The organism is Phocoenobacter atlanticus subsp. cyclopteri (assembly GCF_018343795.1).
Lineage (GTDB): Bacteria > Pseudomonadota > Gammaproteobacteria > Enterobacterales > Pasteurellaceae > Phocoenobacter > Phocoenobacter atlanticus.
Map to the genome: position 1 here is coordinate 1,220,576 of NZ_CP074346.1, position 14,676 is coordinate 1,235,251.

The window sequence follows — 14,676 nt, forward strand, 5'->3', positions numbered from 1 at the left end:
AATAGATAAAAACAAAGGATTGAGTTCAATACAACATCGAACTCAATCCTTGAATTAATTAATCTTAAGATAGATTAATATTTAATTATATAAATTACCAAGCATAGCCTGCAGCAACACCTCCTCCGACTTCACCTGTTGAGTTTGTATTGATAGAACCTTTCAATATCCATTTTCCATTATCTGAAATAGTTGATAATCCTATCGCTACAGCTGTATTTTTCTTATATGTTGCTCCTGCTACAGAAATAATATTTTGACCAGGTGAATAAGCTTGTGGTAAAAGTGCTGCAGCCATTGCACTAGAAACACCACCTTTAACTTTTTCAACTTCATCGCTAACATCATTAATAGCTTTTTTCACTTTATTTAACTGGGCAACATTCACAGCATCGGTATCTTTCGTACCCTCTGCAATATTATGGATTTGGTTACCTCCCATATTAACATCAACGTTAGCACCTTCTTTGATAGCTAATGATTCTTCAGAAATAGTAATAATTCCATTCCCCTTACCATCATCACCAATAGTAATGCTATCAAATTTAACGTCTTTAGCTGATGAAATCACTAATACTTCTCCATTGCTATCTTTTACTTTTTTAGCATTAATATTTTTACCAAAATTAATATTTAAAGAACCATCAGTGTTAGGAGTGATAGTTCCACTATCTCCAATCTTAATTTCGTTCTTTTTAATTTCGCTTGCATCATCTTCAGAATCAGATAATTCAAATTTAACTTTGGTGCCGTCTTTACCAGGATCACCTTTGTCTCCTTTGTCTCCTTTGTCTCCTTTATCACCTTTGTCTCCTTTAGGTCCAGCAGTTCCAGCTGCTCCAGGATCACCTTTATCACCTTTAGCTCCAGCTACTCCAGGATCACCTTTGTCTCCTTTATCACCTTTAGGTCCAGCTGCTCCGGCTGCTCCAGGATCACCTTTATCACCTTTATCTCCTTTATCACCTTTAGGTCCAGCTGCTCCAGGATCACCTTTGTCTCCTTTATCACCTTTAGGTCCAGCTGCTCCAGCTACTCCAGGATCACCTTTATCTCCTTTATCACCTTTAGGTCCAGCTGCTCCAGGATCACCTTTGTCTCCTTTATCACCTTTAGGTCCAGCTGCTCCAGCTACTCCAGGATCACCTTTATCTCCTTTATCACCTTTATCACCTTTAGGTCCAGCTGCTCCGGCTACTCCAGGATCACCTTTATCTCCTTTATCACCTTTAGGTCCAGCTGCTCCAGCTGCTCCAGGATCACCTTTGTCTCCTTTATCACCTTTAGGTCCAGCTGCTCCAGCTACTCCAGGATCACCTTTGTCTCCTTTATCACCTTTAGGTCCAGCTTCTCCAGGATCACCTTTGTCTCCTTTATCACCTTTAGGTCCAGCTGCTCCGGCTGCTCCAGGATCACCTTTATCACCTTTATCACCTTTAGGTCCAGCTACTCCAGGATCACCTTTATCACCTTTAGGTCCGGCTACTCCAGGATCACCTTTATCACCTTTATCACCTTTAGGTCCAGCTGCTCCGGCTACTCCAGGATCACCTTTATCACCTTTAGGTCCAGCTGCTCCAGCTACTCCAGGATCACCTTTGTCTCCTTTATCACCTTTAGGTCCAGCTGCTCCGGCTGCTCCAGGATCACCTTTATCACCTTTATCTCCTTTATCACCTTTAGGTCCAGCTGCTCCAGCTACTCCAGGATCACCTTTGTCTCCTTTATCACCTTTAGGTCCAGCTGCTCCGGCTGCTCCAGGATCACCTTTATCACCTTTATCTCCTTTATCACCTTTAGGTCCAGCTGCTCCAGGATCACCTTTATCACCTTTATCACCTTTAGGTCCAGCTACTCCAGGATCACCTTTATCACCTTTAGGTCCGGCTACTCCAGGATCACCTTTATCACCTTTATCACCTTTAGGTCCAGCTGCTCCGGCTACTCCAGGATCACCTTTATCTCCTTTATCACCTTTAGGTCCAGCTGCTCCAGGATCACCTTTATCACCTTTATCACCTTTATCACCTTTAGGTCCAGCTACTCCAGGATCACCTTTATCACCTTTAGGTCCGGCTACTCCAGGATCACCTTTATCACCTTTAGGTCCAGCTGCTCCGGCTACTCCAGGATCACCTTTATCACCTTTATCACCTTTAGGTCCAGCTGCTCCAGCTACTCCAGGATCACCTTTATCACCTTTAGGTCCAGCTGCTCCAGCTACTCCAGGATCACCTTTGTCTCCTTTATCACCTTTAGGTCCAGCTGCTCCGGCTGCTCCAGGATCACCTTTATCACCTTTAGGTCCAGCTGCTCCAGCTACTCCAGGATCACCTTTATCTCCTTTATCACCTTTATCACCTTTAGGTCCAGCTGCTCCAGCTACTCCAGGATCACCTTTATCACCTTTAGGTCCAGCTGCTCCAGCTACTCCAGGATCACCTTTATCACCTTTAGGTCCAGCTTCTCCAGCTACTCCAGGATCACCTTTGTCTCCTTTATCACCTTTAGGTCCAGCTGCTCCGGCTACTCCAGGATCACCTTTATCACCTTTATCACCTTTAGGTCCAGCTGCTCCAGCTACTCCAGGATCACCTTTATCACCTTTAGGTCCAGCTGCTCCAGGATCACCTTTGTCTCCTTTATCACCTTTAGGTCCAGCTGCTCCGGCTGCTCCAGGATCACCTTTATCACCTTTATCACCTTTAGGTCCAGCTGCTCCGGCTACTCCAGGATCACCTTTATCACCTTTATCACCTTTAGGTCCAGCTGCTCCAGCTACTCCAGGATCACCTTTATCACCTTTATCACCTTTAGGTCCGGCTACTCCAGGATCACCTTTATCACCTTTATCACCTTTATCACCTTTAGCTCCAGCTGCTCCAGGATCACCTTTATCACCTTTAGGTCCAGCTGCTCCGGCTACTCCAGGATCACCTTTATCACCTTTAGCTCCAGCTGCTCCGGCTGCTCCAGGATCACCTTTATCACCTTTATCACCTTTAGGTCCAGCTGCTCCGGCTGCTCCAGGATCACCTTTATCACCTTTAGGTCCAGCTGCTCCGGCTACTCCAGGATCACCTTTATCACCTTTATCACCTTTAGGTCCAGCTGCTCCAGGATCACCTTTGTCTCCTTTATCACCTTTAGGTCCAGCTGCTCCAGCTACTCCAGGATCACCTTTATCTCCTTTGAAAGCAGGATCTGTTTTCAATGCATCTTTATCTAAAGTAATTAATGCAATTTTTTTACCGCCACTGCCCGTCTGCGTTTCTACTTTTAATCCATCTCCAAAATCAAAAGTAAGTTTATTTAACTCTATATTTCCAATTGAATTTCCTGAAACATAACTACCACTTGATTTAGAGCCTCCACTAAAAAACGTTATCGAAGGTAATAGTCTACTTTGCCAAGCAACTATATCAATATCTGTGCTAGTTCCTTTAGCTATTTTAAATAATTGATCACCATTTACTGCATCAAGTGAACCACTTGCAACACTTCCACCTAATACATTAGTAATTTTTTTTCTACCTGCATTTATACCTGCGGTTGAAAGAGAAACAATATTAGGTCCTTTTTGACGACCTAAAGTGATTGAATCTAAATTAATTAAATTTTTAGATAATTTAGCTTTTATTACAGGATTGGCACCACTACTATCTGCTTGAAAATAAAGATTGTCTACTGCTGTTGGTGAATTCTTGTTCATTTTGTCTAAACCTTCTTCACCCTTAATCATTAATCCTTTACCTGATTTTACAGCAACTTCTCCGTCCTGATAATTATTACCCGCAAAGCCTATCTCCACATTCTGCGTACTTTTTATCTGTGATTTTACTTTAAATAATTGATCACCATTTACTGCATCACGTGAACCACTTGCAACACTTCCATCTAATACATTAGTAATTTTTTTACTACCTGCATTTATACCTGTGGTTGATGAAAGCGAAACAACATTAGCACCTTGATAATTACCACCTAAAGTGATTGTACCTATATTAGATAAATGCTTAGATAATTTAATTACGAGGCGAGGAGAACCTGATTTTGGGAATTCTGGCTGAACATAAATGTTATCTGATGCTGTCTCTCCGAAGCCAGTCCTTCTAAAAGTACCTGCTTCACCTTTAATTGCTAATGTTTGAGAATTTAATACTTTAACTGTTCCATCACTAGCTTTATTACCGTTAAAGTATATACCAGCGTTTTTTATCTTATTGTTTAAAGTATATCCCAGTGAATAAAGTTGCGAACCATTAATAGCATCTGTTGAAGCGTTAGTCACTTGACCTGCTGCAACATTGATTAATTGTCTTCTATACCGCGAGCTACCTATTGAAACTACACCATCTGGAGTACTCCCCTCAATATTTTCAAAAAGTGTATTGCCTATCGTGAATTTTTTTACTGCTACAGCAGTACGAGTTCTAGCACTTAAACCTAACGCAACTGAATTTTTATGCGATACTTGTGCATCAAGACCTAACGCAATTGAATTAGCGGAGGTTGCATGAGAAGCAAAACCTAATGCCAAAGAGTAACCTGCCGAGACTGTAGTATCCTGACCTAATGCCAAAGAGTGACCTGCCGAGGCTGTAGTATTATAGCCTAACGCAATTGCATCGTTATATGTTGCTTTCGCAGAAAAACCTAATGCAAGAGTCCTATTCATCCCAGCGAGAGCGCTGTAACCTATTGCTATCGCCTTTTCATATGTATGAGTATCTCCACTGCGACCTGCTACTGTCCCCATACCCATAGCAATTGAACCATGTGAATAGGCTATTGTATCTTTATGATTACCAGCAACATTAGCGTGACGACCTCCCCCTACTGCAAACGAATTATTTCCAAAAGCCATCGAGCCGCCCAATGCTACTGCACTCTTACCAGCTGCATGACTATGCGTTCCTATTGAAACTCCTGCAAATCCCGAAGTTTGTGACATAGTGCCTAGCGCAATTCCCTGCGCTGATTTAACAGTTGCAGAGACTCCTATCCCTATTCCACTATTGTTCTTGACACTTGCAGACTCGCCTATTGCAATTGAACTTACACCTGTTGCTTTTGTATCTACAAAACCAATAGCAATTGACTTCTCTCCCTTTGCGGCTACATCACCCCTACCACAAACAATTGTGTGGTCGTCTACCCAACAATGGTCTGAGTACAATCTATCAGGGGTAGGACGGGCGATTATCACAGGACTGGGATCATTGTAAGCCACTGCAATACTACTGGCAAATATCATAGATAATATCAGCGCTATTTTTGATAACCTAGTAACTGCTTTTTTATCTGTTCTGAGAATTGAAGACTGAGATTGGTTTTTTGTTCTACCTTTCGCCAGTTCCGAAACAACCGTATAAACCTGAAGAGTTTGGTTGAAAACTATTTTGTAGACTCTATTCATAATAGATACCTTCCTATATTTGGTATCCTATCCATAGATTGTATTGATATAAATCCATTTACTATCATTAAAATTTATTTGAATAGTTTCATATAAATTTTCCCTGACCATATTATAAAAAAAATGAAAATAACTCAAAAAAACAGGAAGTTCCGTTTTTTTGGTCAATTTTTACACAAAAAATAACCAAACTAGGACTAGCGGTACGGTGTGACTAATAATTTGCAAATTAATATTGCATAAAAATAGGATTTTTTTATTAAAATATTAATTTATCAGGGTATGACCTATTTAGATGGTCTTACCCTGAATTAAAATGAATAAATAATTATAATTTTTCAACTAGCATTGCTTCTAATTTTTCAATATCAATAGCAAATTTACGGATACCTTCTGCAAGTTTTTCAACTGCCATTGGATCTTGATTGTGTTCCCAGTAGAACTCTGCTTCTGTCATTGGTGCTGGACGTGCTTTGATTTCGCCTTTGTATTCTAATTTACGTGGCAATTCAGCGTTTGCTTCACTTAATTCTTTTAATAAGCCTGGGGCGATTGTTAAACGATCACAACCTGCTAATTCAGTGATTTCGCCGATATTACGGAAACTTGCCCCCATAACAACGGTGTTATAGCCGTGTTCTTTGTAATAGTTATAAATTGAGGTAACTGAAATCACGCCTGGATCTTCTGAAGGGGCATATTCTTTTTGGTCTGAATTTGCTTTGTACCAGTCTAAGATACGTCCAACGAAAGGCGAGATTAAGTATGCACCTGCTTCTGCACACGCACGAGCTTGTGCTTGTGAGAAAAGTAGTGTTAAGTTACAGTTGATATTTTCTTTTTCTAACACTTCTGCCGCTTTGATACCTTGCCAAGTTGAGGCAACTTTGATCAAGATACGGTCATTGCTAATGCCTGCTTCGTTGTATAAACGAATAAGTTTGCGTGCTTTTTCAATGGTTTTTTCAGTATCATAAGAAAGACGAGCATCCACTTCTGTTGAAATACGTCCTTTTACTACTTTTAAGATTTCTAAACCGATATTTACTGCTAATTTATCTTCTGCATCAATCAGTTGTTGTGCTTTATCATCGCTTTGTGCTTTTGCGTAAGCTATGGCATCATCAATAAGTGGTGCATATTGTGGTAATGCTGATGCACTTAAAATTAATGATGGATTGGTTGTTGCATCTTCTGGTTGATAGGTTTTGATTGCTTCAATATCGCCCGTATCCGCAACCACAACGGTCATTCCTCTTAAACTGTTTAATTGATTCATATTTAAATTCTCCTGTGAATGTGAATATACTATATTATAGTATGTATATAATACAGTAATCTACTGGAAAATGGATCGTAATTTTGTGATAAATTTTACCAATAGGTATTTCCGTTCAGAAAAATTTGTAGAAACAGCGCATGCGCTGTTTTTATTTGTACAAAAAATACAATAATGATATTTAATTTTTTATTGTATAAATTCGTCAGGGCGTGAATTCGTCAGGGCATAATTCATCAGGGCATAAATTCGTCAGGACGTAAATTCGTCAGGGCATAATTCATCAGGGCATAAATTCGTCAGGACGTAAATTCGTCAGGGCATAAATTCATCAGGACGTGAATTCGTCAGGGCATAAATTCGTCAGGGCATGCCCTGACGCTACGGTTTGGTATATTTGTAGAAACAGCGCATGCGCTGTTTTTATTTGTACAAAAAAATACAATAATGATATTTAATTTTTTATTGTATAAATTCGTTAGGACGTAAATTCGTCAGGACGTGAATTCGTCAGGGCATAAATTCGTCAGGACGTAAATTCGTCAGGGCATGCCCTGACGCTACGGTTTGGTATATTTTGTATGAAATTAAATTTTTCGATCACTATCCCAAAATTATTTTATTATTCTTTACACTCAAAAATAATAACGATATTTTTGTGAAATGAAAAATAAATTCAAACCAAAGTCCTTACGTTTAAAATATTGGAACTATCAAAATTCTGCAATTTATTTTGTAACTATTTGTACAAAGAATAAAATTCATTATTTTGGAGAAATAAAAAAAGGAAAAATGTTCTATTCACCAATTGGAGCCATAGCTTATGTATTATGGAAGGAAATACAGCATCGGAATAAAAATATAATATTAGGTGATTTTGTTATAATGCCAAATCATATTCACGCTATTTTGATATTATCATCGAATAATATGGAAAATAATGATGATCTACTTGGAAAAAATAGATTTCAAAATATAGGGAAAAACTCTTTATCTTCTATTATTGGAGGCTATAAATCATCTGTCAGTAAATATGCTCATAGATTAAACTTTGAATTTCAGTGGCAAAAAAATTTTTATGAACACATTGTTAGAAATGAATATTCATTAGAAAAAATTTCCCAATATGTTTTAGAAAATCCTATAGACTGGTCAAAAAAATATAATAATGATATTTAATTTTTATTGTATAAATTCATCAGGACGTGAATTCGTCAGGGCATGCCCTGACGCTACGGTTTGGTATATTTGTACAAAAAAATACAATAATGATATTTAATTTTTTATTGTATAAATTCGTCAGGACGTAAATTCGTCAGGGCATAATTCATCAGGGCATAAATTCGTCAGGACGTAAATTCGTCAGGGCATGCCCTGACGCTACGGTTTGGTATATTTGTACAAAAAAATACAATAATGATATTTAATTTTTTATTGTATAAATTCGTCAGGGCGTGAATTCGTCAGGGCATGCCCTGACGCTACGGTTTGGTATATTTTATAAAAACAATTACCCTTGAAAAATGATATTATGGCACTATCTATGTAATCAGATTACTTTATCAAATAAGGATTACCTATTTTTGCAATGCGTTTCTTTTTAATTTTCTTTTTATATATCTATTGTGAAATTTCATTATTAGTAGCAATTGGTTCAAATACTAGTGTTCTCTTTTTAATTTTATTGATGATTTTTATTTCAGCCGCAGGTTTATGGTTAATTCGCTTGCGTGGGCTTGCGACACTCTTTTCTATCCGCCAACAATTAGCCCAAGGGAAAATCCCCCAAGATGCCGTGATTTCTTCAGTGCAATATGCCATTGCAGGAATTTTATTAGTTATTCCGGGATTTTTAAGTGATATTTTAGCGATTTTATTACTTTTACCTTTTACTAGAACTATAATTACCACTTATCTGTTAAACTATTTTTCAACACGAGTAAAATTTAATACCCAATATTCACAAAGCTTTTCACAATCAGAGACATTTGAGGCTGATTTTGAGCGTAAACAAGATGAAGATAAATGGGTTAAGTAGGAATATTATAATGAAAAAATCACTTTATTCTGCACCGATTGCGGTATTAGGGGCAGGTTCTTATGGCACATCATTAGCTATTGCACTTTCTCAACAAGGTGAAAAGTCCTATTTATGGGGACATTCACCACATAAAATACAAAAAATGCAACAAGAGAGAAAAAATCAAGAATTTTTACCCGATGTTGCTTTTCCTGAGAGTTTAATTTTAGAGAGTGATTTGGAAAAAGTATTAAGTAGCGTAAAAGATATTTTGATTGTTGTACCCAGTCACGTATTTAATGATGTGCTCTTACAAATTAAGCCCTTTATTCAAGATGATCATCGTATTATGTGGGCAACTAAAGGTTTAGAACATAATACCGGGCGATTATTGCATCGTGTCGTAAATGAAATTTTAGGTGAAGATCACGCACTAGCGGTACTTTCTGGTCCAACTTTTGCAAAAGAATTAGCCGCTAGCTTACCAACCGCTATTTCCCTTGCCTCAACGGATATCCAATTTGCAGAAGAAATGCAACAACGTATTCACTGCTCAAAAGCTTTCCGTGTTTATCTTAATAGTGATATGGTTGCCGTACAACTAGGAGGAGCCATTAAAAATGTCATTGCTATTGGAGCAGGGCTTTCTGATGGCTTAGGATTTGGTGCTAATGCAAGAACAGCATTAATTACACGAGGAATTGCAGAAATTAGTCAATTATGTGTAGCGTTAGGAGGCAATCCAACCAGTCTAATGGGAATGGCAGGAATTGGTGATTTAATGCTTACTTGTACTGATAATCAGTCTCGAAATCGTCGTTTTGGATTAATGGTTGGACAAGGTAAAAGTGTTGATGAAGCAATGAATGAAATAGGACAAGTGGTTGAAGGATACTATAATACTAGAGAAGCCTATTTATTAGCACAAAAACACAATATTGAAATGCCAATTGTGGAGCAACTTTATCAGATGTTATTTCGTGGTCAAGATACTAAAGCTCATATCCGAAAAGGGGTTTCGTCATTATTAGGGCGTGAACGAAAAGTTGAATAATGAGGACGAACAAATAATGACACAACAACCAAAACAATTATGGAATGATATTCATCAAGAAGTGAAGTCTCTCGCTGAACAAGAGCCAATGCTAGCAAGTTTTTTTCATTCTACAATTTTAAAACATAATCATTTAGGTGATGCGTTGAGCTATATTCTAGCCAATAAATTAGCCAATGCGATTATGCCTGCTATTGCATTAAAAGAGATTATTGAAGAGGCCTATCAAGTCGATCCACAAATCATTGATAGTGTCGCACAGGATTTATTAGCCGTAAAAACACGTGATCTAGCTGTTTAATTATTAAGCACGCCATTACTTTATTTAAAAGGCTTTCACGCCTTACAAAGCTATCGTGTGACTCATTATTTATGGCAACAGGGTCGCTACGCCTTAGCGATTTATTTACAAAATGAAATGTCTGTCGCTTTTGATGTGGATATTCACCCCGCTGCTAAAATTGGTTGTGGCATAATGCTTGATCATGCCACAGGAATTGTCATTGGTGAGACATCTGTGATTGAAAATGATGTATCTATTTTACAAGGCGTGACACTTGGGGGAACAGGTAAAGAAACAGGTGATCGTCATCCTAAAATACGAAAAGGCGTGATGATTGGTGCAGGAGCAAAAATATTAGGTAGTATTGAAATTGGCAAATATGCTAAAATTGGTGCAAATTCTGTGGTATTACGTGCGGTGCCAGAAAACACCACTGTTGCAGGTGTTCCTGCTACAGTAATTAGCCACTCACAAGCACAAAAACCTGCATTTGATATGAACCAAGATTTCCAATCTGTGAATTAGATAAAAACCTAACTAGAAAACTCCAATAACCCTGAAACTTTCCCCTCTTTATTCACTGCGATTAAAGAGTGGATTTTATGCTGTTTCATATAGGTTTCAGCTTTCGCTAAAAACTCTGTTTCCAAAATAACTTTTGGTGAACAAGTCATCAAGTCACCCGCCGTTTTCTGTAAACTGTCAGCACCATATTTAGCTAAAGCTCGGCGTACGTCACCATCAGTGATAATACCTTGTAATTTTTCATCTTGCATTACAATTGCCACCCCCATTCGCCCTTCATTCATAATGGATAAGCAATCCACAAAAGTGGTTTGAATATTGGCAAGAGGTAACTTAGTTTGCATCACATCTTTTACTCGACAAAGTAATTTACGTCCTAAGCTACCACCAGGATGGAAACGTGCAAAATCTTCTGCTTTGAAATCTCTTGCACGAATAAGTGCAATTGCTAAGGCATCGCCTAATGCCATTGTAACTAAGGTAGAGGTAGTAGGTGCTAAATTATTGGGGCAGGCTTCTTTATCTATACTAATATCAAGTACCAAATCAGAATGTTTCGCTAAGGTTGAATTTAAGTTTCCTGTCACTGCAATAATTTTATTTCCAAATCCTTTTAAACTTGGGATCAGTTTATTTACATCATCGGTTTCACCACTATTGGAAATTAAAATAACGATATCAATGGGTTTTAACATTCCTAAATCACCGTGGAACGCTTCGGTTGGATGTAAGAAAAAACTAGGGGTGCCTGTTGAAGCAAAGGTTGCCACCATTTTTTTTCCCACTAAACCTGATTTACCAATTCCACCAACCACCAAACGCCCTTCACAATTTAAGATCATTTCGACGGCTTTAGCAAACGTTGGTTCAATATTTGCATTTAATCGTGTAATCGCTTGAATATAAAGAGAAAGGGTTTCATTTGCAATAGATAAATAATTCATAACTTACCTTACTAAAAAACCCTGATATTAAGAGCATCAGGGCTTTGGAATTAATAACTTTACTAAAAATTAGTATGCAAGCACTGCACGACGATTTTTAGCATAATCTGCTTCTGAATGACCTAATACTGCAGGTTTTTCTTCACCATAAGAAACAGTTGAAAGTTGAGAAGAGTTCACACCTCTCGCAGTTAAGTAGTTTTGTACTGCATCAGCACGACGTTGTCCTAAAGCAATATTGTACTCTGGTGTACCACGCTCATCAGCATGACCTTCAATTGCAACTTTTGTGTTTGTATGTGCATTTAAAAATGCTGAATGTCCATCAAGAATAGATTGATATTCACCTTCAACTTGATATCTATCAAAGCCAAAATAAACAGTATTATAACGTTGTTGAAGCTCTTGAGCTGTCATACCACCATACACTGCTGTAGTATCTACTTTTGTAGAATTAGAGCTAGAACAAGCTGCTAATACAAAAACAGGTGTTGCGATCATTAAAATTTTAGCCATTTTTTTCATTGAGATTTCTCCTCAAAAATTATTGTTTAGTTAAATACGGAGACCAAGCAGGAAACTTATATTGCCCCCCTACTCCTGGCAAGCTCGCTTTAAAACGACCATCTGCCGAAACTAATTGTAGCACTTTGTTCATCCCTTTGGTAGAGCTGTAAATGATCATTGTTCCATTTGGTGAAATGCTTGGTGTTTCATCTAAAAATGTGGAGCTTAATATTTCAGTATTCCCAGTGATTAAATCTTTCTTCATAATTTTATCACCTAAAATCATAATCAAATACTTTCCATCAGATGAAATTTTCGCATTATAACTACTGCTCCCACCAATCACGGATACATTGCCTCCAGATTCATCCATTTGATATACCTGCGGTATTCCTGAGCGATCGGAAGTAAATACAATAGAATAACTATCTGGTGACCAACTTGGTTCAGTATTATTTCCTGCATTACGAGTTAATTGTACAGTGTGGTTACTATAAATATTTTTTACATAAATATTTAATACACCATCTCGATTAGAAGCAAACGCAATTTTTGAACCATCTGGTGAGAACGCAGGGGCACCATTATGCCCTTTATAGGCTGCTAAAATAGTCCGTTTTTTATTCTTTAGATTATGTAATACTAACAGCGATTTACGATTTTCAAAAGTCACATAAGCAATTGCATTACCATCAGGTGACCACGTTGGAGACATTAATGGTTCTCGACTATTTACGACAGTAAATGCGTTATGCCCATCGTAATCTGCCACTCGTAACTGGTAAGCGCTAACACCTTTTTGCACTACATAAGCAATTTTGGTTCTAAATGCCCCCTTTATTTGAGTCAATTTTTCAAAAATTTCATCACTAAGAGTATGTGCTGCAAGACGAAGTTGTGTTTTAGGAACATTAAAAGCCCCTTGTGCAATCACATTTCCTGCCATACCAGAAACACCTAAGGTATCAATAAGTTGGTAAGCAACATTATAACCACTTCCAGAGGTAACAATTTGCCCTATTACAATATTATCCAAACCAAGATCTGCCCATTGCTGAGCATTCACTTCAAAAGACGACGTAGGATTTGATGGCATTCTTGCTCGTGACAATGGTGTAAATTTACCACTATTACGTAAATCATCTGAAATAATTTGAGCAACATCTTCAGGTACATTCTCTGTAACCTTAAAAGGGATAACCGCGATGGGTTGTGCCATTTCGACCCCCTCGTCAATGGCAATACGAACGTCGTCATCTGCCATTATATTATTTGAAAATAATAGGCAAAAAATTGTTATAATGCCTTTAAAACGAAACATAAATTTCATCTATAAACCTCTTAATTAATTATTCTACTTTTAAACTAAAGTCTAAAATAGGTGATTGATACAGCTGATACACTTCATCTGATGGTGGTTTTGGCATTTTTCGTATTGCACGAATTGCCCTAACCGCCGCTTCACACACTTCAGTATCACCATTTAATACTTGATGTTTATTAATGTGACCATCACGCTCTAAATAAATCTTAACACTGCACTGCTTTGATGCAAAATTGGGTTCAGTTCTATAACGGGATTGAATTAAACGCTTAATTCTTTGCCCATATCTATCTCCTGAGATCGAACCCTTTCCTATTCCCTTCTTACCACCTGATCCTTCAGATCCCTTTTTCTCTATTCTTCCACCACTTAAAAAATCATTTAGTGCTTTATTTTTTTTCAGTTGTTCAGCTTTGCGTTTCTCTTCTTCTGCTTTTATTTTTGCTTCCAAACGCTTTTGTTCTGCTAGTCGTCTTTGCTTTTCTCTACGTTTTTTTTCAGCACGTTTTTTCTGCTCAGCTATTCTTTTTTGTTCTGCAAGACGTTCTTTTTCCAGTCTTTTCTGCTCAGCTATTCTTTTTTGTTCCGCAAGACGTTCTTGTTCCAGTTTTTTCTGCTCAGCTATTCTTTTTTGTTCTGCAAGACGTTCTTGTTCCAGTCTTTTCTGCTCAGCTATTCTTTTTTGTTCCGCAAGACGTTCTTGTTCCAGTCTTTTCTGCTCAGCTATTCTTTTTTGTTCCGCAAGACGTTCTTGTTCCAGTCTTTTCTGCTCTTCTAATTTCTTTTGTTTCGCAAGACGTTCTTGTTCCAGTTTTTTCTGCTCTTCTAATTTCTTTTGTTCCGCAAGACGTTCTTGTTCCAGTCTTTTCTGCTCAGCTATTCTTTTTTGTTCCGCAAGACGTTCTTGTTCCAGTTTTTTCTGCTCAGCTATTCTTTTTTGTTCCGCAAGACGCTCTTGTTCCAGTCTTTTCTGCTCTTCTAATTTCTTTTGTTCCGCAAGACGCACTTGCTCAAGTTTTTTCTGTTCTTCTAATTTCTTTAGTTCTGCAAGACGTTCTTGTTCTAGTCTTTTCTGCTCAGCTATTCTTTTTTGTTCCGCAAGATGTTCTTGTTTAGCTTGTTCTAGTTTTTTATATTCTTCTGTAACCTGTTGAGTATCCACCATTACTGCATTTAATACATCACTATCTCCACCACTTCCACCTTCTGAAGGTAAAATTTTAGTGGACTTAGAAGCAAAAAAGAATAGTCCAATCAAGGCGATATGAAATATCACTGATACAATTATTGCAATACCTAATTTACTACGTTGATCTCTCAC

9 protein-coding genes and 1 pseudogene are annotated in these 14,676 nt (G+C 37.8%); 4 read left to right on the forward strand and 6 right to left on the reverse strand.

What is annotated here, in order from left to right:
* Window positions 1-94 precede the first annotated feature (94 nt).
* Entirely contained in the window at window positions 95-5,419 is a 5,325-nt protein-coding gene (locus tag KGI96_RS05735; protein WP_213156388.1) for a YadA-like family protein, read from the reverse strand.
* A 328-nt stretch (window positions 5,420-5,747) separates the two neighbouring features.
* Window positions 5,748-6,698, reverse strand: a complete 951-nt coding sequence (tal, locus tag KGI96_RS05740; protein WP_211597084.1) for a transaldolase — start codon at window positions 6,696-6,698, stop codon at window positions 5,748-5,750.
* A gap of 663 nt (window positions 6,699-7,361) precedes the next feature.
* Between tal and KGI96_RS05745 the strand changes: the two genes are divergently transcribed.
* The 4 genes and pseudogenes from KGI96_RS05745 (at window position 7,362) to cysE (ending at window position 10,580) form a co-directional block, all read left to right on the forward strand.
* The gene (locus KGI96_RS05745) at window positions 7,362-7,877 is read left to right on the forward strand and encodes a transposase (RefSeq protein WP_211597083.1); all 516 of its coding nucleotides are present in this window, start codon (window positions 7,362-7,364) and stop codon (window positions 7,875-7,877) included.
* Between the two features lie 409 nt (window positions 7,878-8,286).
* Window positions 8,287-8,736 (forward strand): FxsA family protein, encoded by a 450-nt coding sequence (locus KGI96_RS05750; RefSeq protein WP_211597082.1) that lies wholly within the window; start codon window positions 8,287-8,289, stop codon window positions 8,734-8,736.
* Window positions 8,737-8,746: 10 nt separating this feature from the next.
* Window positions 8,747-9,772, forward strand: a complete 1,026-nt coding sequence (gpsA, locus tag KGI96_RS05755; RefSeq protein ID WP_211597081.1) for an NAD(P)H-dependent glycerol-3-phosphate dehydrogenase — start codon at window positions 8,747-8,749, stop codon at window positions 9,770-9,772.
* 16 nt (window positions 9,773-9,788) lie between these two features.
* A pseudogene (gene cysE / locus KGI96_RS05760) lies at window positions 9,789-10,580 on the forward strand (serine O-acetyltransferase).
* A gap of 8 nt (window positions 10,581-10,588) precedes the next feature.
* Here the strand turns inward: cysE and KGI96_RS05765 are convergent.
* The 4 genes from KGI96_RS05765 to tolA all read right to left on the reverse strand — a co-directional run bounded on the left by KGI96_RS05765 (window position 10,589) and on the right by tolA (window position 14,676).
* Window positions 10,589-11,524: a KpsF/GutQ family sugar-phosphate isomerase gene (locus KGI96_RS05765; protein ID WP_211597080.1), complete on the reverse strand. Its 936-nt coding sequence runs from the start codon at window positions 11,522-11,524 to the stop codon at window positions 10,589-10,591.
* Between the two features lie 69 nt (window positions 11,525-11,593).
* Window positions 11,594-12,049 carry a peptidoglycan-associated lipoprotein Pal gene (gene pal / locus KGI96_RS05770; RefSeq protein ID WP_211597079.1) on the reverse strand — a complete coding sequence of 152 codons (456 nt, stop codon included), beginning with the start codon at window positions 12,047-12,049 and terminating at the stop codon, window positions 11,594-11,596.
* A gap of 19 nt (window positions 12,050-12,068) precedes the next feature.
* Window positions 12,069-13,361, reverse strand: a complete 1,293-nt coding sequence (gene tolB, locus KGI96_RS05775; RefSeq protein WP_211597078.1) for a Tol-Pal system beta propeller repeat protein TolB — start codon at window positions 13,359-13,361, stop codon at window positions 12,069-12,071.
* A 19-nt stretch (window positions 13,362-13,380) separates the two neighbouring features.
* On the reverse strand, window positions 13,381-14,676 hold the full coding sequence (gene tolA, locus KGI96_RS05780; RefSeq protein WP_211597077.1) for a cell envelope integrity protein TolA: 1,296 nt from the start codon (window positions 14,674-14,676) through the stop codon (window positions 13,381-13,383).